Consider the following 24840-nt stretch of genomic DNA (forward strand, 5'->3'; position numbering starts at 1 on the left):
GGATTAATGTAAGATCTTAAACACCATTTCCTGCAGCAGTTCACCATCCGGCGTTCCGGTATTCCCAAAGCCCTTGCTTTTCATATCGTACTCGCGCAAAAGGGAAATGATTTGAGCCACCTTTACCCCGGTATAATTTTTGGCAGCCATTTGGTACTTGTCTACAAAATACGGATTCACCTTCAACTGGGAGGCCACCGCAGCCTTACTTTTGTCCTTAAGATAATAATACCCCAGCAGCTTGCTGAAAAAACTAAACAGTGCGCCGGTAATCATGGGCAAAGGTTGCGCTTTTGGATTGGCCGCAAAGTAGCGAACAATCCGATTGGCCTTAAACACATCTCGCTTAATCAGCGCGTCTTGCAACTCAAAAACGTTGTACTCCTTACTTATGCCAACATTTCGGGAAACCTGCTCTATAGTAATCTGCTTAGCACCAGGCCCCATGGCTACCACCAGTTTATCCACGGCCTGGGCCACCTTTTCAAGACTCTCGCCCAGAGAATCAAGCAAGAGCTGACTGGCCCGTGGATCAATGGTCAGCCCTCTACTCTTTAAATAATCGGCCACCCAGGGCCCCATTTGGTAATCGCGCAGGCGATTGGATTCGAACACCACCGCCTGCTTCTGCTTCTGGAGTACTTTATAAGCTTTAAGGCGCTTATCGACCAACTTATACTTATGGCAAAGCACCAATACAGTCGAAGGCTGGGGCACTTCAAAATAGCTCTCCAACAGTTCAAAATTGTCGAGCCGCTGCGCTTCACGCACCATCACCAGCTGACGCGCCGCCCCCATGGGGTAGCGCTTGGCGGCGTGAATAATGTTGACCACATCGGCGTCCGCTCCATAGGCAATGGTTTCGTTAAAAGCACGCTCCTGCTCGGTCAATACTTTTTTTTGAAGGAGCTCCGACAATCGGTCGATGAAAAAAGGTTCCTCACCGTGCAAAAGATAAATGGGCGCAAACTGCCCCCGCTCTATTTGTTGAATTAATTCTTCGAACTTCATTAGTACACTTGCAACTGGTGAACTTAACTGTCAAATTTCAGGTGTTTGACCGACTTGCCGTTATGAATGATTTCCTCCAGGGCTTGCACACCAATGCGGATGTGCCCTTCCACAAACTCCTGAGTTACCCGCTTGTCGCTTTCGGTGGTTTTAATACCACTCGAAATCATCGGCTGATCGGACACCAACAACAGGGCACCGGTGGGAATGGAATTGGCGAAACCAACGGTGAAGATGGTGGCGGTCTCCATATCAATGGCCAGGGCCCGCGTCTTGCTCAAATACTTTTTAAAGCGCTCATCGTACTCCCACACCCTTTTGTTGGTGGTGAAAACGGTACCGGTAAAATAATCGCGACCGGCATCCCGAATGGCAGACGACACGGCCCTTTGCAGACTAAAAGCCGGAAGTGCCGGCACTTCGGGCGGCAGGTAATCATCCGACGTACCATCGCTGCGTATGGCCGCGATCGGGAGAATCAAATCGCCCAACTTGTTGATGTTCTTCAGTCCCCCACACTTGCCCAAAAACAAAACTGCCTTGGGCTCAATGGCACTGAGCAGGTCCATAATGGTGGCGGCATTGGGACTGCCCATGCCAAAATTAATCATGGTAATACCGCGCGCCGTGCAACTGGGCATATTACTGCCCTCGCCCATAATGGGCGCATCGTACCACTTGGAGAACTGCTCCAGATAATGGTTGAAATTGGTCAACAAAATATATTCGCCAAACTGATCGAGTCTCCGCCCGGTATAGCGCGGCAACCAGTCCTCTACTATTTCTTGTTTTGTCTTCATAAAGCCCGTATAAAGTAAGCACACTAAGATAAGGGATTTTGACGATTTTATGGTAATTTGCCCCCAATTTGCCTTTAAAAACAAGCCGTCATGCAGCCCTTGAATCTGCCGCCCTATGCGGCCTCACTGAAAGAAGAAAAAGGAAAACAATACATTTTTGACCCCATTCGCAAAAAATGGGTTGTGCTGACGCCGGAAGAATGGGTGCGCCAGCACTTTCTGAACTTTATGCGTCAGCTGGGCTATCCCGAAGGATTAACCGCCGTAGAGCGGCTGGTGGTGGTGAACGGACTGCGTCAGCGCAGCGATGTGCTTTTGTACAACCGCCAGGGAAAACCGGCCTTAATCGTAGAATGCAAGGCGCCCCACATCCCGCTCAACCAGGCCACCCTCAGTCAGGCAGCCCGCTACAACATTCCCTTAAAGGTGGGCTGGTTGGTGCTGACCAACGGACTGCAGCACTATTGCCTGCGCCTGAATGCCGAGGGCCGGCATGAAATAATGAAAGAAATGCCCGACTTCGAGACCATTAATGCGACGCCGGTCGGATGAGCTGATACAGCCACTCCTCCTCAAAACCCTCAGGGGTTTTGAGCCAGTCGCGCTTTTTCCCCACCAACTGAAAACCGGCCTGCTCAAACAGCGCCCGACTGGCCTTATTGCCTTCCGCAATGTTGCAATACAGTTGATGCAGGCCCAATACCTGAAAGGCATAGGGACAAAACAAATCCAGGGCAGCAGCGGCCACGCCCTTCCCCCGCCAATCGGCATGCAGCATAATGCCCACGCCGGCACGTCTGTGATAGGGATCAAAATCAAAAAGATCTACCATGCCCACCGTAAGAGAACCCTCCAGCCAATTGATCATGAGGCGCAGCTGCCGGGTTTGGTACACATCGAGGGCGGCATTTTTCACGTAGCGGGCCAACTGGGCACGACTGAAGGGTTTCAATGTAGAACTGACCGGCCACAGGGCCATGTCGTTTTCCCACTGGTACAATAAATCCACATCCTCCGGCTCCACAGCCCGCAGCTGCAGGCGCTCGTTGCGTAACAAATCACTCAAGCTCCATCTCCTCCTTTATGTCTTCCTCAACCAGAGGCTGCAAAAAAATACTTTCCAAAAAATGGGCGCGTCCACGGGTGCTGAAAACATCCCGAACCTCCACCCTGAAATTCTCGCGATGGGTTTCAAAACCCTCTGCTTCCACTTCCAGGCGATAATCCTGACCGGCAGGCAGAACGGCTACAAATTTCCCGCTGAGGGTATTGGGCCGATAAACGCCCTGCAAAAGGTCGGTTTCCTCGTCATAAATCCTAATAATGGCCGAGCCCTGCACCTTCTTTTCCTGGTCGAACACAAAACCGGCAGTTACTGCCAGCCCCCGATCGTCGTCACTCGGAAAGGTCATCAAATACAAATCCACGCCACCCAAACCATCGGTCTGCCGGGAAGCGTAATACACCCTGTTGCCATCGGGCGTGGGCATAAAAAACACATCGTCGTCGGGCGAGTTCACCGGGTAGCCCATATTTACAGGCTCCCCCCAATTGCCCTCCTCATCCTGCATGCTGAAAAACACATCCAGGCCGCCCATGGAATGGTGGCCCTCCGATGAAAAATAGAGGGTTTGACCATCGGGGTGCAAATAAGGACTGTGTTCGTCCAAAGGCGTATTGATGTTGGGGCCCAAATTCAATGGCTCCCCCCAATTTCCATCCGGAAGAAGATGCGATACGTAGATGTCTCTTCCGCCATAACCGCCGTGCCGGTCGCTGGTGAAATAAATGCGATCGCCATCGAGACTAAAACTGGCGTGCGTTTCGTTGGCACTGGTATTGATGGGTGCCGGGAAAGGCTGCGGTTCGGTCCACTGTCCAAAACGCAGTCGTGTATAGTAAAGGTTGCCTACGGTAGCATCGTTTTGATAAAAAACCAGGGTGTTTCCGTCGGCACTCAAAGCCACGGTGGCCCTGTTGGCATAATAGTTCCCGGGCAAATTCACCAGCTGGGCATCGGTCCATGCTCCCTCCCGCCACTGGGAGACATAAATATCTTCAAATGTATGCCCCTCCAGGCGCCCTTCAATATCGGCAGGTCGGTTAGAGGTAAAGTAAAGGGTAGATTCATCCAGGGCCACGATGGGACTGTGCTCATCGTAAGTGGTGTTGAAAGCAGCGCCCAGATTCTGTATTTCGTAGGGTACCGGGTGAGCAACCATCTCTATGGCGTTTTGGGCGTAGCCGATTTCCCTTTCGATGGCGCCCCGCAAATCCCGCGAAGAAGCGGGCAGTATTTCGAGCAAATTTTGATGTAAACTTAGGGCCTCTTCAAAGCGATGGGTCAGATGCAAGACCTGGGCCTTGTAATAATGTGCTTCCAAAGCCCTCCGCGAAGGCTTTTCACCCAGCGGAAGTCCGGCTACAGCCAGATCTAAGTACTTTTCCGCTTCTACAACACCACCCGGGCGATTAAGGTGCGCAATCCCGGCAAAAAGGTGGGCCTCAGCCGGTGTTTCATCCGCTTCCAACAAAGGTTGAAGCGCATTCAGAGCTTCCACATAACGCTCATTGGCAATATGGGCTTCGGCGCTACGCAAAACCCTTCGCTGCGCATGACTCTGGGCAACAAAAACAAAGCATACTAAAAACAGGGTAAAAATCTGACGCATAAGGCATGGGTTATAAATTAAACGAGCTCCGCTGCCTCCACGTGCATAACACTGCGGTTCGAAGCGGAAAGCGGCTGCAACAGAATCTTACGATCGGGCAACAGCCACAAAAACTGTTTACAAATCAAAGCTTTTCTGTTAACAAAATCAAGAATTTTTGACGGACGACAAGTGGAGGTATCCAAAAGGCAAGCCTCGGCCCCCAAAGTCTGCTCACCATTGTGGCAACAAGGATAAACCCGTTCCAGACCGGCAAAACGTAAGGCAGGTGTCTGCTCCTCGCTCAAAAGCAGAGCTGACGCAGGCAAAGGCGTTTCCTCGCGACCGGGGCGACGCTGAAAAGCAAGGCGCCAGCGCGCCATACGTGCCAGCATCCGAATGGCTGGTACAACCAGCCAGGAGCCGGACCAGAAACCTTTTCTCTTCGTATGTTTTTGATAAAACAACTCCATAGCGCCATAAAACATTTCCACATAACGCCGATTGCGCAGCGTGCTTTCCCCTTTAAAATGGACGATGCTGATGCCGGCGTGATAGTAATTGCGAAAACCCGCACGGTGTATGCGCCACGACAAGTCGATGTCTTCGCCATACATAAAGAAATCTTCATCAAATCCCCCCACCTGGTCCACCGCGGTGCGACGAAGCACCATAAAGGCGCCCGACAAGACTTCCACCGGAGCCGTTTCATGCTCCCCCACCTGCGCAGCATAATACCCGGCAAGCAAAGCTGAGGAAGGAAACAAACGGGAAAGTCCGCTAAAACGACAAAAGGACCGAAATACCGTTGGCAAACCCCGCTTGGATTCAGGCAAAAAACGGCCCCTGCCATCGAGCATACGCACCCCCATGGCCCCACCATCCGGATGTTGGTCCATAAAGTCCACTACCCGCTCGTACAAATCTTCCGGAACATAAGTATCGGGATTCAACATCAATAAATATTCCCCACGTGCTCTTTCCATCCCCTGGTTACAAGCCTTTCCAAAACCCACATTCTCTGCATTAAGCAGCAACTCCACCTGCGGAAAACGGCTCCGCAGCAGTGCTGCGGTATCGTCGCTGCTGGCGTTGTCCACCACCAGGACTTCTAAGCCATCTTGCTTTTTCCAAAGCAAGGCATGCAGGGTCAGGCCCAAAAAAGCGGCACAATTGTAGCTGACAATAACCACCGATAAGCGGGGCTTCGGCAAATTATTATCTGATTTTGATAAATTGATATCGGACATTATACAAAAGAAGGAGAATAAATTTCTTAATTTTAACCTTTACAATTAAGTCAACGACAAGATATCATTTGTTTCTCAAATCCTAAAAACAATCATTCATGAAACGAAGCAAAATCTTTTTTGCACTGCTGGCCCTCCTGGGTTTGGGCAGCTGTAACAAAGATGCCGGTCTGCAACTGCCGGCGTTATTTACCGACCACATGGTTTTGCAACAAAATGCCTTTGCCGCCATTTGGGGCAAAGCCGCTCCCGGAACGCAGGTTACGGTGAGCAGCGACTGGGGCGCGGAAGTCTCCGGCCAGGCCGAAGCCGACAGCACCTGGCGGGTTGATCTGCCCACCCCCGAAGCAGGAGGCCCCTATGTGCTGACCATTACAGCGGGCTCAAGCACCTTAACCATCAACGACGTTCTTTTGGGTGAAGTTTGGCTGGCCTCAGGCCAGTCGAATATGGAGATGCCTTTAGAAGGCTGGCCCCCCAACGACCTGATTCAAGACTCGGAAGCGGCCATTGCCGCAGCCAACAAGCCCAACATCAGGATGTTTACTGTAGCTAAAAACACCAGTTCTACCCCCCTTTTTAATGTAGAAGGCAGCTGGGAAACCGCTTCGCCCGAGGTGGCGGGACAATTCAGTGCTACTGCCTGGTTCTTTGCGCAAAAGCTTCAGGAGGAATTAAGTGTTCCTGTAGGCATCATTCACAGCAGCTGGGGCGGTTCGGCCGCTGAGGCCTGGATCAGCAGCGACATGCTGACCCTGGAGGAAGCCTTTCAGGAAGAACTGGCCCAACTGAAAGAGTTGGCGCCCAAAGAAGCCGAATACCAGGCCTGGCTGAAGAGTCGGCCCACGCAGACGCTCGCCGTTACAGAAGGAAACGACCCCTTAATTGGCCTGGACTTGTACAACGAATTTGGAAGCCATCCGCAAACCAGTCACGAAGACTGGGCAGAAATGAACTTACCCGGCGTTATTGAAAACACCGAGCTGGGGGCTTTTGACGGCATACTGTGGTTCAGAAAAGACATTGAAATTCCTGCTTCCTGGGAGGGTCAGGAACTGGTGCTGGACCTGGGGCCCATTGACGACCGCGACCTGACCTTTTTTAACGGCACCCTGGTTGGGGCGCATGAAGAGGGCGGTTATTGGCAGACCCCACGCAGTTACCAAGTTAAGGCCGACTTGGTTAAGGCGGGGAAAACCACCATTGCCGTGCGTATGATCGACAACCAGGGCGGAGGCGGCTTTAATGCGCCGGCCGACCAGATGGTACTGCGCCTGGCCGAAACAGGTGAAAGTATTCCGCTGTCGGGGAGCTGGAAATACCGTGTTGTTGGAGAAATACGCGGAACGACCCTCTACACCTTTAATCCGGAGACCAATGACTTTGCCGCCCGGCCTTCCCTATCGGTCAGCATGGGCAACCAAACGCCCACTGCACTGTTCAATGCGATGTTGGCTCCCCTGGCCCCCTACACGCTGAAGGGCGCCATTTGGTATCAGGGCGAAACCAATGTTGGACGTGCCAACCAATACATGCGTTTAAAGTCTATGTTGGTCAGCGATTGGCGTCAGCGCTTCGAAAACGAGGAGCTGGCCTTTTACTACGTACAATTGGCCCCCTGGCACTACCAGGATGCGGAAGGTCGTTCTTCTGCCCATCTGCGCGAGGCCCAGCGCCGCATGATGGATTTACCGAACACAGGAATGATCTCGACCCTCGATGTGGGCAACGTCAACAACATTCACCCGGCCCGCAAGCAGGAAGTTGGCGAACGCCTGGCCTTCTGGGCCCTGGCCAACAACTATCAGATGGACCTGCCTTATTCCGGTCCCCTGCCCGACCAAAGTGAAGTTAAGGGTTCTGAATTGCACCTGACTTTTACCCACGCTGCCGGTGGTTTGGTGGTAGACAAAGAAGTTCCCAATCAATTTGAAATTGCGGGTACCGACGGGACTTTTTATCCTGCCCAATGGAAACTGGAAGGCGACACTCTGGTGCTCAGCTCCAGTGCCGTTAAAACCCCGGCCTACGTCCGCTATGCCTACCGCAACGGCAGTCAGGCCAGTCTCTTCAACGCTGCCGGCTTGCCAGCTCCCTCCTTCTCTACCGAACCAGAGATTCAGGATTAAGCCGACCAGGCACACAAGAACCCAAAGGGCAGCGATCATCCGATCGCGGCCCTTTTCGTCTTTCCAAAGCCATAGTATAAACTCAAGCCAACCACGACTTGCTGGGCGGGTTCACGGCGCTTGAAAGCCTTCCCAACCCGACAATGGGTATAAATACCCACCTCTAATAATAGGATTTCCCTAATTTTGCAGGTCAAAACTAAATGCAATATGAGTCAGGATATTAAGCCAACACACTATCTACTGCAATCGGTAAAAACGGGTCAGCAATTCAGTGACCAGGGCTGGACACTGGATGCACCCAACGAAAAGGAACCCTCGTTGATTCGTACTGTGTACGAAGAAGTACAGCTGGAAGTAAAAGACGCCAGTCTGGGCCTTTTTCGCTTTGACGACTGGTTGCCGGTAACCCGCTTTCTGGAGGGCTCTTCGGCGCCCATCACCTACAAAAGTGAGGGCTTGGCAAAACATTTGGGACTCGAAAACCTGTACATTACCTTCAGTGGCTACTGGCCCGAGAAGGGGGTTAATATGCGCACTTGCTCTTTTAAGGAAACAGAAGCCTTTGCCGTTGGGGGGCGCATTACGCCGGCCACTAAAGGTGTATTGGTGGTGGCCTCAGCCGGCAATACCGCACGGGCCTTTGCCCGGGTGTGCTCCGACAACAACATTCCGCTGCTGCTTTGTGTGCCTGAGGACAATCTGGATGCCATGTGGTTCGATGAGCCCATCAACGACTCAGTCAAGCTGGTTTGCACCCGCAAGGGCAGCGATTACTTCGACGCCATTCACCTTTCCAATAAGGTGGTTACCCTGCCCGGCTATTACGCCGAAGGCGGCGCCCGCAACGTGGCCCGTCGCGACGGCATGGGCACCACTACCCTCTCGGCCGTCACCACCATCGGACGCATACCCGACTACTATTTTCAGGCTATTGGCAGCGGAACCGGTGCCATTGCAGCCTGGGAGGCGGTGGACCGACTTATCGTGGACGGACGCTACGGCAATAAGCAAATGAAACTGATGATTGCCCAGAACGAACCCTTCCTGGCGGTGTACAATGCCTGGAAGGCCGACTCGCGCCAGCTGTTGCCGCTCGACGACGACGAGGCGCGTAAGCAGTCCGAAGCCATTGTGGCCAAGGTGCTGGCCAACCGCTTTCCGCCCTACCCCATTCCGGGTGGCTTGTACGATTGCCTGAAGGACTCGGGCGGAGATGTACTGAAAGCCACCAACGAAGAGGCTATGGCGGCGGCCGAATTGTTTGAGCAACTGGAAGGCAACGACATTTTACCAGCTCCAGCGGTAGCCACCGCTGCCCTTATTGCCGAAGCCAAGGCAGGTCGCATCCCTAAAGATGCCACGGTAATGCTGAACATCACCGGCGGAGGCGAAAAGCACTTCAAACGGAATAAGGAAATCATTTACAAACAACCCGACCACATTTTTGACATCAACCCGGGTGTAGAGGACATCAAAAAGGTTCTGGACCAACTTTTTAAGTAAACGCATACCAAGCATCCTGGTCGAACAATGCAAAAATGATCAGCTGAGATTACCTGTTTTTCCAAAGTTCAGGATTCCTGCTTGTATGAAGGACTGCCGAAACTATTACAATTTTATTTACCTCATCAACTGTATAGTGAATCATAAAAGGAAACACATTTAAAACAGCAGTTCTAATAACATTGTAACGTATACTTGAAGCTTGGGGGTTTTGTCTGATAAAATGGACATTTCTTCGTACGTCTGCAGCAAACCTTTTTCCTAGCCCCTTTTCCTGCTTATTATACCATTCAGCAGCTTCCCTGATATCTTCTTTTGCTAAAGGCAGAATTAAAGACCTATACATTACAAATCTTTTTCTATATCATCCATTGCAGAATCAAAATCCATTGCAGAATCTGGATTTTCTTTATAATCTTCAAGGCGCTTCACGACTAAATCCTTGTGCCAGTCGGCAACACTGAGCTCTTCCAGCTCAATACTTTCATATTTCTTTTTCAGCTCATTCCATTCATTAATAGGAATAAACACGCCTGTAGTCTTTCCTTTGCTGTCCGAAACATATTGTAGATTCATAGCCCCAAAGATTTATCGGTATAAGACACTTGGAAAACCTGCCCAATCTGAATTACAAAGATAAACAAATTTTAGACGACAATAAGGACCATTGCTGTCCACGCCATAAGATGAATAAAACAAGACCGGGTGACCGGCCACTGCTATCAGTGGCCGGTTCCTGTTTGTACACGGTTTCGCGCTGTCCATTGCGCAAAGCAGAGGGCGGCTTCCGCCGATTCAAAGCGATAGTCGAGATGGTCGGGAAAGGCGCCGTAAAGCGCCATAAAGTGTTCTACGGCCAGGGCGGAGTAGAAATACACCCCTTCAAAATCTTCGAGATTAAAATGCATGGGACGCGGATGCTGCTGCAACATGCCCCGGGGATCGACCGTTTCGAGCGGAGCATGCACCGGATGCAGGCCTTCGGGCACGGACGAGGGGCGACGGTGACCCGTGTAAAGGTAGCGGCGACCGGGGCGACTGCCGTCGGCGGCTGCGGTCCACCCCACCATTATGATGGCGGGCGAAGGCAGCAGGTTTTCTCCGCTGAGCAGACGCTCCAGGGTATAACGACGGGTCTCGGCATCTGCATAGGAGGCGTTGCGGGTAACGGCGACCGGGGTGGCCGGCGCCCAGCCTTCGTCGATGAGCCGCTGCGCCAGGGGCACCTGGTTGGAAGCGCCCATGTAAATCACCAGGGTCTCGGCTTTGGGAATTTGCAACTTATCGAGGTCGTGCCCCGAAATAAAGGCCACCGAAGAGGATACCCCGCGCTCGGTTAAGGGCACCAGGGCATCGGCGGCGGCAGCCAGGGCACTGGAAATACCGGGGACCAGCTCTACCTCCACCGAACGTTCGTTCAGGTAGCGGTACTCTTCCATCCCCCTTCCAAAGATGAAGGGATCGCCACCTTTTAAACGTACCACCTGCTTGCCGGATGTGGCGGCTTCCCACAATTGTTGATTGATGGCTTCCTGACGAAAGGTGTGCCGGGTGCTGCGCTTGCCCACGTAAACTTTTTCGGCAGCAAACTGGTCGAGGTACGAGGCATCCAGCAAGTCGTCGTAAAACACCACATCGGCCGCCTCCAGCGCCCGCAGAGCTTTTACGGTGAGCAGGTCGGGGTTACCGGGACCAAAACCGGCTATGGTGACTTTGCCCCACTCGGGGCGTGCAAAGGTTTTCTTCAGTTTCAGGCTCATAAGGTCGTATTTTGAAGGTAAGCTTGCAGGGCATTGCGCCAGCGTACCGAGGCTTTCACATCGGTGCCGTTGGAGGAGACCGCTACACTCATATTGTCCTGCAAATAAATGGCCGGGGATATAAAATCTCCCTCAGCGGGGGCATCTGCCACAGTAACCAGTATGGGTCGACCGGCTGCATCTGAAACCACCTGTTGGTTAACGCTGCGCACAGAGGTGGCGGCATACACCAGCAAGTGGCCGTCCAGATCGCCGTGCCGATAAGGGCGCTCGTGCAGCGTTACCCAGGAGCGGCGACGTATGCCCTCGCAGATTTCGGGGGCCACCACATGTATGTTGCGCGTAAAGCGCTCGAGCGACTCCAGTTTGTGGAGGGCGACTTTCCCACCCCCTACAATGAGGAGGGACTGCCGATCGATGTTCAGATTAATGGGCAAATACATAGACTTCAGATTTCGTATTCGGGCGCTTTTTTCTTGCCGTAGCTGATTTTATCCCATACCCGCTCGTGCCAGTAGTAAAGCAGGAGCTTGGAGACGATTTCGATGCCGCCGATGGAGGCAGCCACCAAAAACTCCCCGGTAAGAAAATAGGCCGCGGTCATGGTCAGCAGGGAGCCGGTCAGCCGGTACGACAGGGCTTTGAGAATACTGCGTTGACGTTGTTCGTTGCTCATAGTATCGGTTTTAGTAGCTGACGACAGCTTGTGAAGGGGCCACTATGCCCGCCCGTACCACAAAATCACCAAAGCGCTCTCCGGACTCCCGCTCCTCGGCATAGAGACTTAACAGGGTCGAGAGTTCTTCAAGAATGGCTGTCTCATCGAGCATTTCCTTGTAGAGGGTATTGAGCCGCTCTCCGGCAAAACCGGCGCCCAGGTACAGGTTGTAGCGACCCAGACTCCTTCCAACGAGTCCGATCTCCCCCAAAAAGGGACGTCCACAACCGTTGGGACAGCCCGTCATCCGAATCAGGATGTCGTCGTGGGTCAGGTCGAGTTCGGCCATAATGGCTTCTATTTTGGTGTTGAGCGTGGGCAAATAGCGCTCCGCCTCGGCAAAGGCCAGCGAGCAGGTATTTAAGGCCACGCAGGCGATGGCGTTTTTCCGGATGCCCGATAATTGATCTTCCTGATCGACGCCGTACTTATGCAGGATTTTCTCGACCAACAGCTTATCGCCCTCCTCTATTTGTCCCAGCACCAAACCCTGATTTCCGGTGAGCCGGAAATCACAGACCTTGATGCGGGCCAAATCGCGCAAGGCGCTCTTGAGCTTATAGTTTCCTGCATCTCGCACCCGGCCGTGCTCCACAAAGAGGCCTAAAAACCATTTGTTGCGGACCGATTTGCGCCAGCCAAATACATCGCCGTTCTGCTCAAACTTATAGGGCCGGGCCGCTTCCAGTTGAATGCCGCTGCGGGTCTCCACCAGTTCCTTAAACACCGGTGTAGTCAAACGATCGAGGGTGTACTTCAGGCGCGACAGCTTCCGGTTTTCGCGGTTGCCGTAATCGCGCTGCACCTTCACCACTTCCTCTATCACCTGCAAGGCTTGTTCTTTTGCTACGTAACCAATCACATCGGCCAGCCGGGGGTAGGTCTCCTCATTGCCAAAGGTCATGCCCATGCCACCGCCAATGGCCACATTAAACCCGACCAGCTTACCGTCCTCCTCAATGGCAATCAGCCCCAAATCGTTGGCAAAAACGTCGGTATCGTTGTAGGGCGGCACGGCCAGTGCAATCTTGAACTTACGCGGCAGGTACAACTTTCCCAGAATGGGCTCCTCGTCCACCTTGCCCTCCGTAAGCAGCTTCTTATCGAGCCAAATTTCGTGGTAGGCCGTAGTTTTGGGCAAAAGATGGTCGCTGATGGTCTGCGCAAAAGCCGCCACCTCGCTCACCAATGGGGAAAGTCCCTCGTTCGAAGTGGCCATTACATTTCGGTTGACGTCGCCACAGGCGGCAATGGTATCCATCAGGGTGGCGTTAATGCCCTGGAGGGTCGATTTTAAGTTGCGCTTAAGCACCCCGTGCCATTGAAAGGCCTGCCGGGTAGTCAGCTTCAGCGTGCCGTTGGCGTACTTATCGGCCAGACGGTCGAACACCAACCACTGATCGGCCGTAGCCAGTCCCGCCGGCACCCGTGCCCTAATCATAAAACTGTACAAGGGCTCCAGCTTTTGCTTTTTTCGCTCGGCATCCAGATCGCGATCGGTCTGCTGATAACTGCCGTGAAACTTAATCAGCTGGGTATCGTCGGCCGCAATGGCTCCGGAGGTCTCGTCGGCCAGCGACGCCACGATGCCTCCCCTTAAAAAGTTGCTTTTGCTTTTGATGTGTTCCACCGGCGAGGGGGTCCACTTTATTGGTTCAGGTAGTTTTGTCATTTCAGTTGCTTTGTTGGTAATGGATGGACCATAGGGTTAATACACGTCTTCCTGGTAGCGCTTTTCCTTGCGCAGGCGGGCCAGGTAGGCCTCACTTTCTTCGCGCGACAGCTTGCCTTCAATCTGTAGGATGTCGAGCAGGGCCTTGCGCACATCGCCGGCCATGCGCTTCATATCGCCACAGACATAAAAGTGGGCACCTTCGCTGAGCCACTTAAACAAGTCCTTGCCCTGGCGCTTCATGCGATGCTGCACATAGCGCTTCTCCTCCTGGTCGCGCGAAAAGGCTACATCCAAGCGGGTCAGCAAGCCACTTTTGCGGTATTTCAGCCATTCGGACTGGTACAAGAAATCGGTGGTAAAGTGCTGGTCGCCAAAAAAGAGCCAGTTTTTACCCTTGCTTCCATGGGCCGAACGGTGTTGCAAAAAGCCCCGGAAGGGCGCTATGCCGGTGCCTGCACCCACCATAATGATGGCGGTATCGTCGTTGGCAGGCAGCTTAAATTGATTGTTGGGTTTCACCTTTACCTTCAGGCGCCCATCCTCGGGCAGCCGGTCGGCCAAAAAAGTGGAACACACGCCCCCTCTTTCGCGCTCGTCCTTTTGATAGCGCACGGCCCCTACGGTCAGGTGAATTTCGTCGCCGACTTCGGCGGGACTCGAGGCTATGGAGTAGGCGCGTGGCGGCAGGTAGCGGAGGACCGACAGCAATTGTTCGGCATCCAGTTGAAGGGGATGCTTCTTTAAAAGGTCGAGCACGTCGCTGCCGTACATAAAGGCGCCCAATTGTTCGGGGTCTTCGAGCAGTTGGTTAAGGGCCGATTCAGGCTGCAGGGCGGCGTATTTGCGGACCACCGGCGCCGTGAGCACCGTCAGTTCGTAATGATGCCGCAGGGCCTCTTCGAGGGAGTAAGTCTTCCCCCGCACCTCCACCTGCTGTGTCCCGTCGAGTCCGCTCTGCGCCAATATGGCGGCAACCAACCGGGGGTCGTTGTTGGCAAAAACCTCTAGGGCGTCGCCGGGCTGGTAGACCAGTCCCGTCTTATCGGTGGCCAGCTCGAGGTGCCAGGTTTCTTTTTCGGAGCCGCGTCCGTTGAGTTGAATGCGTTCCAGCACCTCTACCTCTACCGGCTGGTTGGAGGAGAACGCTGCACCGGGGGCGGGACCGCCGGCAGCGGGAGCTGCCTGGGGCGACTGCCCCCCGGCAGGCGCGCCTGCAAACGAGTCAATCACCGCAGGTAAAAGGTCGGGCAGCTCATTCTCGAAATCGGTATCCAGGGCAGCCACCTCCCGCAGCGACTTTGCGCCCAGCTTCTTAAAGAAGTCGGCAAAGTCGTGGCCCGTCTTACAAAAGTGCTTATAGGAACTGTCGCCCAGGGCAATAACGGCAAAGGACAAGCCGCTTAAATCAAAACCCCTTCCGGCCGCCAGCTTCTCGTGCAATTCCTGGGCGGCCAGGGGAGGCTCTCCTTCGCCGTGGGTGGAGACCACCACCAAGACCTGCTCCTCTTCCTTCAGAAAACGGGCGTTGTATTCTTCCATGTTCTTGACCTTTACACTAAGGCCTTTGCGCTCGGCTTCCTTTTGTGCCAGTCGCGCTGTTTTCTCGGAATTGCCGGAATGGGAGCCAAACAAGATGGTCAGACTCCTGGCTTTGCTTTCAGCGGCCGGGGCCTCCTGGCGCTCGCTCTGCTCACTGCCCTGCGTCAGGGCGCCGGGCTCTATAATGGGGTCGCTGTAGTGCTCCTGCACCGCCGGGGCAAAATCTATGGCGGCAGAAATGTAGCCCCCCAGCCAAAGCAACTGTTCGCGGTTCATGCGCGAAAGTACCCGCTGCAGTTCGCTGCGCTCTTCGGGTTTAAATAATTGATTGTCGGACATGCAAAATATCGGTTTGGGCAAATCATACTATTTTCATATAACTATGTATATGATTTCATACATGTTTGCAAGGCTTTGCGTAATATCTTTAGTGAATACAAAGGGGAAACAAAATCGACGTCCGCAAGCGGACCGCAGGATTGTTTCCCCCTTTTTATCTGCAATCGACCAATAAAATGGCTTTAGTCGATGTTGTAAGAGCTCAGGTAACGCTCTCCGGTGTCGGGCAAGAGTACCACTACACGCTTGCCTTTATTTTCAGCTCGCTGAGCCACTTCAATGGCGGCCTTAAGTGCTGCACCCGAGGAGTAACCACACAAGATGCCTTCCTGGGTTGCAGCCAGGTGGGCGGTTTCAATGGCGTCCTCGTTGCTCACCTTAATCACCTCATCGTAAACACTGGTATTGAGCACGTCGGGTACAAAACCGGCACCGATGCCCTGAATTTTATGTGGACCGGGTTGACCGCCGGAAAGGACGGGACTGGCCTCGGGTTCTACGGCAATGATTTTCACATTGGGGTTGCGCTGCTTTAAAACTTCACCCACTCCGGTAATGGTACCGCCGGTACCAATGCCGCTCACAAACACATCTACCTTTCCGTCGGTATCGTTCCATATCTCCTCGGCAGTAGTAGTGCGATGCACCTCGGGGTTGGCCGGGTTTTTAAACTGCTGGGGAATAAAGGAGTTGGGATTCTCCGCTGCAATTTCCACAGCCTTGGCAATGGCGGCCTTCATGCCCCCTGCGGCGGGGGTCAACACCAACTCGGCGCCAAATTTCTTCAGCAGTTTGCGACGCTCAATGCTCATACTCTCAGGCATGGTCAAGATCAGCTTGTAACCCTTTACGGCGGCCACAAAAGCCAGTCCCACCCCGGTGTTGCCACTCGTAGGCTCCACAATGATGCTGTCTTTAGTAAGTATGCCCTTGCGTTCGGCATCTTCAATCATATTCAGGGCAATCCGGTCTTTCACCGATCCGGCAGGATTGAAAAACTCCAGTTTGGCCACCAGTTCGGCAGCATCTTCCTTAACCAGACGGTTGATTTTTACCAGTGGGGTCTTACCCACCAAGTCGGTAATGTTCTGTGCAATTTTTGTCATGGCGTTACTATTTTAGATGTAATACATTAATTTGTCGGCACTCTCGTAATACTTCTTTTGGATGGCGGCGAGACTAAGTCCCTCGAGTTCTTCCCAAAAACGGGTCAGCACCTCATCCAGGGTGGTTTCAACCACCTGACCGGTTAATTCCCCACTTTTTTTGGCGGATTTGGTTGCGGGTCCCTCCAGGGCCTGAACCACCTGCCCCAAGGTTACAGCCTCGGCTTCGCGACTCAGGCGGTAGCCTCCACCGGCTCCTCGCTTGACTTCCAGTATCCCGTGCTTCTTAAGACTCACGGCAATGCCTTCAAGAAACTTGTGGGGAATCTCACAGGACAAGGCGGCCCTTTGAATGTCGGTGTATTCCTCCGTATCCACATCCAAAAAGAGGAGGAATTGTAAACCGTACTTTATTTTGTTTGAGAATCGAAGCATTTTTGTATGATTTTGTATTGCAAATATAACGCGGGTTTTCATACAAAGTTTAAAAAAAACAGACAATACGCATATCTTTTATATAGGATTTAAGGGATTTGCGGCGCGCAGAAAACTGAAAACCCGCTGGTGTGGCGGGTTTTCAGTCAAGCAAACCAAATACAAACTAATTCACACTTAAACAATATGGATTAGTTGTTTTTATAAACTTTTTCATAGCCGTGCACCCTGTTTCCGACCAGGTACAAACCGGAAGGCAAAGCCTCAAGAGCTGCGCCTCTAAGCACCTTCTCGCGCAATAAAATGCCGGTAAGACTAAATACATCTACCTCATCGGTAGGTTTTTGGGGAACCAGCTCAGCATCGTGCAAGCCCACAGGCAGGAGATCGTCGCTGTTCGACAGGTAAACCTCATCGATAACGATGGGGCTGCCACCGAGCGACCAGAAACCGATAATGCTTAGGGTGGCGGGATTGGCCTTGACCTGCTGACCATCCACGGTTTTAAACATGGCCTGCAAATCGACCACCACCTGGGTGGCTGAGCCAACCGAGTACTCCACCGCCGGGGCCCAGTAACTGCCCTGATCAAAAAGACGAAAAGAAGCATTACCACCCGCCGGCTCCTGCAAGTTCACCACCAGATAACGGTAGCCGGATAAGTCCACCCCATTGTCGTACTGCCATCCCCCAAAGCCATACTGACCGGTAATCAGGGTGCCGGTTTCGGCATCAAAGGAACCGTTCTCCCAGATGGAGGGGTTCAGAAGCCCCTCAACCAATGGGAAAACAGAAGAGCGGACCTCCATCTCAAGTGCATGTGTGCCCCCAAGGGGGCCTTCGTAGTTAATTTGAAACAGAGAACGCCCTGGGCCCCTGGCCAGTAACATGCCGTTTTGCAGAGCAATTGTACCAGGATTGGAATTTTGGATTTCGGCCTCAGCAGCAATGTTGCGCACGCTGCCGTCGGCAAACTCTGCAAAGACCTCAAAGCTTTTGCTGGTTCCCATCAACATTTCCAGATGCTCCGCCGGAGTAAAGATCTGCACCACCGTTAAAGCCTCCTCGCTGTAGCCCACAAAATCGGGATCGTAAAACAAATCTTCGTAAAAAGACTCCTCCGTACTGAACCAATCGATATCGACATAGCCACCCAAATCGCTTGTGGCGTAGGAGAACAGGCCAAACTTGTTGCCGGTAAAAACCGAGAGATTGAAGGCCATATCCAGCTCCTCGCCCAAAGGCAGGAAGCTTTGGTTGTCGAGACTGTAATAAAAGCGGGCCTTATCGGCACCAAAAGCAGTTACGGCACGCAAATAAACAACATCCTGTTCAAGAGCCGGCCCTTGGGTAATGGTCCCGTTCATATCAAAAAACAAATGCTTGTCGCCCGAGCCGGCTTCTACCCCTATGGCGGCATAAGGATCCTGGAACACAGCCAACCCGGCACGATCGCCCGACTCCATCCCCGAAACGTCCATTTTAATGGTTCCGTAACTTTCACTCCCGCTCTCATGATAGCCAAAAATGCGCTGGGTAAGGGTGTTGCGGGCCTGCCACAAATCGTCGCTCACACTGGCGGTGTACAAGCGCAAGTGCCCGGGGCGATCAAAGAGCGAATACTTGTCTGGATCGGGATAGTGATTCCAGCCCCATTGCATACCCAACCTGTAGGCGCGAAAGGGATCGTTAGTAGGCAGCACTTTAACCGGGTGCGAACGCCCCACATCGGGCTTGCTATAAACCGCAACTCCTTTGCCGTCCACCCCAATCTCGGGCCAGCCATCCACCCAATTCACCGGCTGTAAATTCGGCAGCCGTCCAATGGCCCCACGATCATAAAACATAAGGGTCCACCACTCCCCGGTTTGGGTCTCAATGAGGGCGCCTTGGTGAATATTCTGATCGTCGAGAAGGACTTTTTCTTCGTAGGGCCCCTGGATGTTGGTCGACCGAAAAGCGACCTGTGAGGCGGGCCAGCCACCGTAGGTGGCATAAATGTAATAGTAATCTCCAATCTTATAAACGTGACTGCCTTCAAGTCCGCTTTCTGCACGTTCCACCAGAACCACATCGCTGCCTATGGGCGCAAAGTTCTGATCCAACTCAGTCAGCTTAAGGGTGTTGATGCCATGCACCACATAGGTCTTACCATCCTCATCAAAAAACAGACCCGGATCATAGAAACCGCGAGGCAAACGGGTTGTCGTCCATTCTTTTTCCGGATCAGCAGCTGTTAAGAGGTAGCCGCCGTCGTCAAGCGTATTGAAAAGCAAATAAAAAGTGCCGTTGTTGTAACGCAGACTGGTGGCCCATTGACCCCGGCCATAACGGTTCTCACCATTCAACAAAGAATAGGCATCATCGCCGCTGATGCGTTCGAGGGGATGGGCACAATACTCCCAGTTGACCAAATCGTAGGATTTCAAAAGGGTGGCACCGGGAAAGACATGCATGGTGGTGGATACCATGTAATAGACATCTCCGACGCGAATCACATCCGGGTCAGGAAAGTCGGCATAAACGACAGGATTGGTATAGCTGCCATCGCCGTTGTCGCTTTGCGATTGCTTTTCAAACTCGGGCCGTGGATAGTGTTCCAGCGCATAGTCCTGGTACCAATGGTACACGGGCCAGGGGCAAGCCTCCGGATCGTTCAGAAAGGTATAGGGCTCCCCCGGTGCTGGGGCCTCACCGGTAAACCGGGCCAGCAAATGGGCATCGGTAAACAACAACCAGCTGGCGTTACCGGCCTCGTCCATAATGCGTTTAAAATTGGCACCAAAACCTTCTCCACCTGCCGTTCCGGTAATCCCCTTGCCCCAGGACGAATTGTATTTTTCCGGTGCCCAGTCCATTTCGGTTATAACAATGGGTGCGATATCGGCAATGGGCTTTACCTGCTCCTCCCACTCTGCTTTAAAAACCTCGTAACCGTTGGCGCTGCCAAACCAGCCGGGATAAAGGTGCACGGCGTAGCCAATATTGGGCCCCTCGATGGGATTTACGGCATAGCCTTTGTAATGAGCCTGGTAACCCGATCCGGGTATCCACAGCACACTGTGAAAACCGTTGCTGCGTATGCGGTTAACGATGGGCTGAAAAATCTCTTTGAGCACATCGAAGTGCGCCTGGGTATTGGCCCCAACCGAACCGTCGGCCAATTTAATGCGCACCGGCTCATTGGCAAGCTCAAACATAATTTCATGGCGGTCGCGAATGCGGGGGTGACTGGACACAATGTCCCATACAGTCATCAGGTATTCGGCGTAATTATACTCATCTTCCACCCCAATGACCTCGGGAGAAACGCCGGGAGGACGCATAATAACGTACAAACCTTTGCTTATGGCGTACTCGGCCATGGGAATAAAAACCTCATCGAGGTATTGGCGAAAACGGTCTTCGTTGAAGCAATTGGGCAATTCGTGGCCGTCGGGTGTACACCCGGGCGTATTGCTCCAATAAGGATCCATATGCAGACGTACAAAATTCATCATCCAGCCGGCTTCCAGTATATCGTCAATAAGTCCCTGGTTGTAAGCCAGACAGCCCGCCACATCGTAGTTGCTCCATTTTGTTCCCTGCTCATTGAACCAGGGACTGTAGGTTTGGGCAAAGCCATGTAAATTAACCACATTACCATGGGTGTCGGTTAAATAACGTCCTTCCACACTAAGCGGAGGAAGTGGCATCCCCTCCCAGGCTGCAGCCGGGATGGTGGAGCTGGTCCAAAGGACCAGGCCCAATAAAAAACTGTAAACGATTCTTCTCATAATATTTCCGTTTGGATCGGCTCTTCTTTATTCAGTCACTTTAACATCGCTGCCCCTGGTGGCATACAGTCCGATAAAGTTTCCGATGAAACCGCCGGCTACGTTGGTCGACAAGATATCGCCCGACACGGTTCCGCCTAAATTTTCAAAAGTTTCTCCATCGTAGGAGTAGTTAAAGCGGTAGTCGTCGCCATCGGCATCAATCTGAAGATGCAAAGGCTTTTTGACATCTACTTTAACTGCAGCCAGGGTGGACGATTCCCCGCCCTCGGTGCGCTCCAATACCAGGAAGTTCTCTTTTCCCACCTTGGTCACGCCAAAAATGTAATGAAAATGCTCACTCTGGTAACACACCATTCCCGCCAAATCCTTTTCAGTTTTCGGCTGGTATTCCAGCAAACTGGTTGCAGTAAAGGTTTGGTGCTGCTGACGGTGAAACAAAGTGGAAGTCGGTGCAACCGCCTTCAGATTTACTTCGAAGGGCTGAATCTGCATTCCCTGCTTAGTTCGCTTTATGAAATCTTCACGGGGTCCACGCATCCCAATCCAACGATAATCAAGGGTGTCGGCCTTAAAATCTTCGACAAAACTAAAGTTGCCATTAGGGAAAAAGCCATCCTTGCCGGCTTTATTCTCCACGCCCTCAGGCATTTTTAACTTGGGTGAAAAAGGCACCAGGCCATTCTCAAACACGGGCCATTCGCCACTCCAATCTACAGGTAAAATAAAGGTTTCACGACCCGTATTCACGCGGTCCTTGTCGTTGGGACGAACAGCAAGAAAAACGCCCCAGAAACGACCATCGGGTCCCTCCACCAAGTCGGCATGCCCGGCCCAATCCACCTTATTGGGACGATCAGGGTGCAAATAACGCTGAGTTAAAATTGGATTATTGGGAGCGGGTACATAGGGACCTCTGGGATTATCGCTCACAAAAATCACCTCACTGTGCCAACCTCCTGTGCCGCCTTCGGCGCACATCAGATAGTAACGACCATAACGCTTGTAGATGTGTGGCATCTCTATCCAAATGGGCTTTTGACTCAAATCCACGCCACCGTTCACAATGATTTTGTCCGAGCCGGCAACCACCTGGTCTTTCTCCAAGTCGTAATCCCAGATCTTAATCACACGGTGCCCTTCGTACAACTCCTCGCCGGGATTGGGTGCATCGTTGTGCACAACGTAAGCCTTCCCATCTTCATCAAAGAAAAGTGAAGGGTCAATGCCTTCAAAATCGAGACTTTTGGGATCGCTCCAACCCTGAAATGGATCTTTGGTCTTCACCACCATATTGCCAATGCCGCCGGCAAACTGGGTGGTAATCAAGTAAAAGGTGTCGTTGTGCTCGTTGTATTTGATGGCAGGAGCATAAATCCCGGCAGAAATACCTGTGTCAAAAACTTTGAGCTGCGATTTGCGATCCAAAACGTGCCCTATTTGCTTCCAATTCACGAGATCGTTGGAATGAAAAATGGGGATGCCCGGGAAAAAAGCAAAAGAAGAACTCACCAAAAAATAATCGTTCCCTTTACGCGTAATGGCGGCATCGGGATACACTCCTTGCAAAATGGGGTTGTAAAACTCATCGCTTTCCAGTGGAAAGTCATTATAAACCCTATCGTTTCCCTCATAAACAAACTGCTTAAACAAAGGCAAATGTTTTTGAGCAACCAGGGGACTCAAGGTCATCAACATAAATAAAGCCGCAGTCAACAACAAGTGCCCAAGGCCGCTTACACCCTGCTCCCCTCCTTCTATCCTTCCTCCTGTTTTCATAACCATATTTTTTCTGGCGTTCATCATTAAAATATTTACACTATTAAAGTTGTCGAGCCTCAAAAAGTAAAAAGTCGCCTCCCAAAGGAGGTGACTTTTTACAACCTCAAGGCAAGGGATTACATCGTTTACTCACCCGACAGACCTTCGGCAAATCCGGCATAAGTATGCTTGCGATATTTATCGAGCGACCAAAGTCCAACAGGCTCTCCCCCTCTCCAGGAGGAGCTTTCGGGACTGTCTAGCGGACACCAATGCGTAATGCCATAGCGCTGCTCGGCAGGAATAATCTCAAAATATTTTTGAACAATAAATTTGTAATACGCACTCATTGCTTTATGCTGCTCCAGCGTAACATCACCGGTTTTAACCGGCTCACCCTCAGCATCGACCAGCCCCATATCCAACTCTGTAATTTTCACAAGTTTTCCTGTGGCGGCCATCAACTCAAGCATCTTGACCACATGTTCTTGCTTCTGAGCCTGTGTCTCGGGATTCATATAGCAGGATACGTGCATTTGGGTGCCAATACCGTCAATAACGGTAACGCCATCTTCCTCCCATTTTTCTATCCACTTAATCAAGCTCCTCAGTTTTTGATTGTCGTCCCAATCCGATTCCAGATTGTAGTCGTTGATGAACAACTTGACATTCTCGGGGCCATACTGGCGGGCAAACGCCACGGCCTGACGAACGTAGTTTTCGCCCAGGTAATCGCCCCAATAAAAATTATTGAGGGCATCCTGCTCCGATACATTGCTGGCCGACCATAAGTCGTAAATACCATCGCCATCACTGTCGGCACCCGATATGGCTTCATTCACCACATCCCACTCGGTAACATAGGTATCTGTTGCCTCCATCATTCCGGCAATCCAGGTCTCCATAGCCCAGGTAAGGGTGTCTGCCTTCTCTTCTGGGCTAAGGGGGACAGAATTCCCCGACTCTTCGATGGCCCATGAGATGTCGTCAAAATAATAGGTGTTGGCTTCTTTTAAAACCGCAAGGTTGAAGGCTATTGTCTTAGCTCCTCTAGGATTGTCTTCACCACCGGCCTGGGCAAGACTGACGGTTCCAACATACTCTAAAGTCTTCCATTCGGTCGTAAACTGAGGTTGACCTACAAACTCATAATGCTGATACTGCCCGGGTTCAAAATGTGCCTGGGAGGACGATCCTGCAGGCTTTTCAGCCCTATACTTCATAGAAAAACGAAATTTTTCGCCTTCCATAAAGGGTTCCGCAACAGTAACAAAAAACTGCGTGGAATGATCTTCTGCCGGATTATCCCCCGCCTGAACCACAATGGCCCTGCCAACGCCGTCGGCTCCGGTACCGGCTGCACCTATTGTTGCCGCCTTGGGTCCGTCTCCTGCCTCGGTTGCAAAGAAGCTCGACAAGTCGTCCCCTTCCACATCACCATTACTTACGCGCTCGGTATACCATACGGCGGGACCTCCGGCTACTTGCTCAACACCAAAACTGTAATCGTGCCATGAAGGCTTTTCCCAGCCACTCAAACCATCTTCTTCAAAAGAACCATTGGCCACCAAATTGTCCTCCGACCCGGCGGCAGTAAGCTCTAAATCGTCGAGGTACAAATCGCCCCCAAAAGTTCCAAAACAAAACTGCAGCGTAGTGGCATCAATAGTGGGGGTAAAGCTGATCGAAACATCTCCCCAATCTTTCCCTACCGCAAAGTCGGGACCGTAGTTGGTAGCTGTTCCGTCGAAACGCCAAAAGGCGACGGTATAAGCTTCAGATGCCTTTGCACGCAGCTTCAAGGTATATTCCACCCCTTGTGTCAAAGGTTCAGGCAATACGTAATTCAATTGGAAGTCCCAAATATTGGCACTGGCAGCAGCCGTTTTAGCCACCAAAACCGATTCCGCTGCATCCGGGTCCACCTCTATTTCTTTATCGGCCATTAAACCTTCCAGAAACGTCTTGTTTTGTTGCGAATGCCAGACCAGAGTGTGTCCATAAACAACGAGTCCGGCAGCTTTGGCTGCGCCAATAAATTCCCCTACCTGTTGAAAATTCATGGCACCCTTATCTCCAACCACAGAGCTGTGCTTCATGGCATTACCAGCCGTCATCCCATCAAAATTTTCGTTGATAAAATGGGCGTAACCATCCTTTTTGAGGTATTCACTGACAGTAACCCCCGCACCCAGCTTAAAATGCGGGTGAGCACTTCGATCCACATATTGTTTTAAAACGTCGTACTGGTTCAAATATTCCATTTCGGCAATGCTCGCGGGCTTGGTCACCTCAAAATCGAGCACATGGTCGTCGGTACAGCTCCCCAACAAGCTCAGCACCAACGCTCCGGCCAACCATTTATTCTTAGTTTTCATAGTCTT

The 24840-nt window shown here is 52.1% G+C and carries 20 protein-coding genes; 3 read left to right on the forward strand and 17 right to left on the reverse strand.

Features of this window, described 5'->3' with window-relative positions:
* Positions 1-3: 3 nt before the first annotated feature.
* Complete coding sequence (holA, locus tag B4W65_RS00070) at positions 4-1011, reverse strand: DNA polymerase III subunit delta (RefSeq protein ID WP_088653072.1); 1008 nt, start codon at positions 1009-1011, stop codon at positions 4-6.
* A gap of 23 nt (positions 1012-1034) precedes the next feature.
* Entirely contained in the window at positions 1035-1811 is a 777-nt protein-coding gene (locus tag B4W65_RS00075) for an AMP nucleosidase (RefSeq protein WP_088653073.1), read from the reverse strand.
* 90 nt (positions 1812-1901) lie between these two features.
* On the opposite strand from B4W65_RS00075, the gene B4W65_RS00080 reads away from it, so the two are divergent.
* A complete protein-coding gene (locus B4W65_RS00080; RefSeq protein WP_088653074.1) occupies positions 1902-2363 on the forward strand; it encodes a type I restriction enzyme HsdR N-terminal domain-containing protein in 462 nt (153 codons plus the stop codon).
* Here the strand turns inward: B4W65_RS00080 and B4W65_RS00085 are convergent.
* Genes B4W65_RS00085 through B4W65_RS00095 form a run of 3 tightly spaced genes read right to left on the reverse strand, consistent with a single transcriptional unit; the run spans position 2341 to position 5676 of the window.
* Positions 2341-2877 carry a GNAT family N-acetyltransferase gene (locus tag B4W65_RS00085; RefSeq protein ID WP_240509428.1) on the reverse strand — a complete coding sequence of 179 codons (537 nt, stop codon included), beginning with the start codon at positions 2875-2877 and terminating at the stop codon, positions 2341-2343. The two genes, B4W65_RS00080 and B4W65_RS00085, sit on opposite strands and share 23 nt — an antisense overlap.
* A complete protein-coding gene (locus B4W65_RS00090; protein ID WP_088653075.1) occupies positions 2870-4483 on the reverse strand; it encodes a PD40 domain-containing protein in 1614 nt (537 codons plus the stop codon). The genes B4W65_RS00085 and B4W65_RS00090 overlap by 8 nt, the downstream gene beginning before the upstream one ends.
* Positions 4484-4500: 17 nt before the next feature.
* Positions 4501-5676: a glycosyltransferase family 2 protein gene (locus B4W65_RS00095; protein WP_158522735.1), complete on the reverse strand. Its 1176-nt coding sequence runs from the start codon at positions 5674-5676 to the stop codon at positions 4501-4503.
* A 134-nt stretch (positions 5677-5810) separates the two neighbouring features.
* Between B4W65_RS00095 and B4W65_RS00100 the strand changes: the two genes are divergently transcribed.
* Positions 5811-7841 (forward strand): sialate O-acetylesterase, encoded by a 2031-nt coding sequence (locus B4W65_RS00100; RefSeq protein ID WP_088653077.1) that lies wholly within the window; start codon positions 5811-5813, stop codon positions 7839-7841.
* A gap of 210 nt (positions 7842-8051) precedes the next feature.
* A complete protein-coding gene (locus tag B4W65_RS00105; protein ID WP_205741182.1) occupies positions 8052-9347 on the forward strand; it encodes a cysteate synthase in 1296 nt (431 codons plus the stop codon).
* 49 nt (positions 9348-9396) lie between these two features.
* Here B4W65_RS00105 and B4W65_RS00110 read toward each other — a convergent pair whose 3' ends face one another.
* The 12 genes from B4W65_RS00110 to B4W65_RS00165 form a co-directional block, all read right to left on the reverse strand.
* Positions 9397-9693: a type II toxin-antitoxin system RelE/ParE family toxin gene (locus B4W65_RS00110; RefSeq protein WP_088653078.1), complete on the reverse strand. Its 297-nt coding sequence runs from the start codon at positions 9691-9693 to the stop codon at positions 9397-9399.
* Positions 9693-9923, reverse strand: a complete 231-nt coding sequence (locus B4W65_RS00115; RefSeq protein WP_088653079.1) for a hypothetical protein — start codon at positions 9921-9923, stop codon at positions 9693-9695. The genes B4W65_RS00110 and B4W65_RS00115 overlap by 1 nt, the downstream gene beginning before the upstream one ends.
* A 146-nt stretch (positions 9924-10069) precedes the next feature.
* Positions 10070-11107: a uroporphyrinogen-III C-methyltransferase gene (gene cobA / locus B4W65_RS00120; protein ID WP_088653080.1), complete on the reverse strand. Its 1038-nt coding sequence runs from the start codon at positions 11105-11107 to the stop codon at positions 10070-10072.
* On the reverse strand, positions 11104-11550 hold the full coding sequence (locus tag B4W65_RS00125; RefSeq protein WP_088653081.1) for a precorrin-2 dehydrogenase/sirohydrochlorin ferrochelatase family protein: 447 nt from the start codon (positions 11548-11550) through the stop codon (positions 11104-11106). Before B4W65_RS00125 ends, cobA begins: the two co-directional genes overlap by 4 nt.
* Positions 11551-11555: 5 nt before the next feature.
* Complete coding sequence (locus tag B4W65_RS00130) at positions 11556-11783, reverse strand: DUF2061 domain-containing protein (protein ID WP_088653082.1); 228 nt, start codon at positions 11781-11783, stop codon at positions 11556-11558.
* A gap of 10 nt (positions 11784-11793) precedes the next feature.
* A complete protein-coding gene (locus B4W65_RS00135) occupies positions 11794-13497 on the reverse strand; it encodes an NADPH-dependent assimilatory sulfite reductase hemoprotein subunit (protein WP_088653083.1) in 1704 nt (567 codons plus the stop codon).
* A gap of 36 nt (positions 13498-13533) precedes the next feature.
* On the reverse strand, positions 13534-15378 hold the full coding sequence (locus tag B4W65_RS00140) for a diflavin oxidoreductase (RefSeq protein WP_088653084.1): 1845 nt from the start codon (positions 15376-15378) through the stop codon (positions 13534-13536).
* Between the two features lie 182 nt (positions 15379-15560).
* Positions 15561-16484, reverse strand: a complete 924-nt coding sequence (cysK, locus tag B4W65_RS00145; RefSeq protein WP_088653085.1) for a cysteine synthase A — start codon at positions 16482-16484, stop codon at positions 15561-15563.
* A 12-nt stretch (positions 16485-16496) separates the two neighbouring features.
* Complete coding sequence (locus B4W65_RS00150; protein ID WP_158522736.1) at positions 16497-16919, reverse strand: RrF2 family transcriptional regulator; 423 nt, start codon at positions 16917-16919, stop codon at positions 16497-16499.
* Positions 16920-17110: 191 nt separating this feature from the next.
* Entirely contained in the window at positions 17111-20695 is a 3585-nt protein-coding gene (locus B4W65_RS00155) for a family 43 glycosylhydrolase (RefSeq protein WP_088653087.1), read from the reverse strand.
* Positions 20696-20722: 27 nt separating this feature from the next.
* Positions 20723-22474, reverse strand: a complete 1752-nt coding sequence (locus B4W65_RS00160) for a glycoside hydrolase family 43 protein (RefSeq protein ID WP_088653088.1) — start codon at positions 22472-22474, stop codon at positions 20723-20725.
* A 128-nt stretch (positions 22475-22602) separates the two neighbouring features.
* A complete protein-coding gene (locus B4W65_RS00165) occupies positions 22603-24834 on the reverse strand; it encodes an endo-1,4-beta-xylanase (RefSeq protein WP_088653089.1) in 2232 nt (743 codons plus the stop codon).
* Positions 24835-24840: the final 6 nt, after the last annotated feature.

It is taken from the genome of Geofilum rhodophaeum, assembly GCF_002210225.1.
Classification (GTDB): Bacteria; Bacteroidota; Bacteroidia; order Bacteroidales; family Marinilabiliaceae; genus Geofilum; species Geofilum rhodophaeum.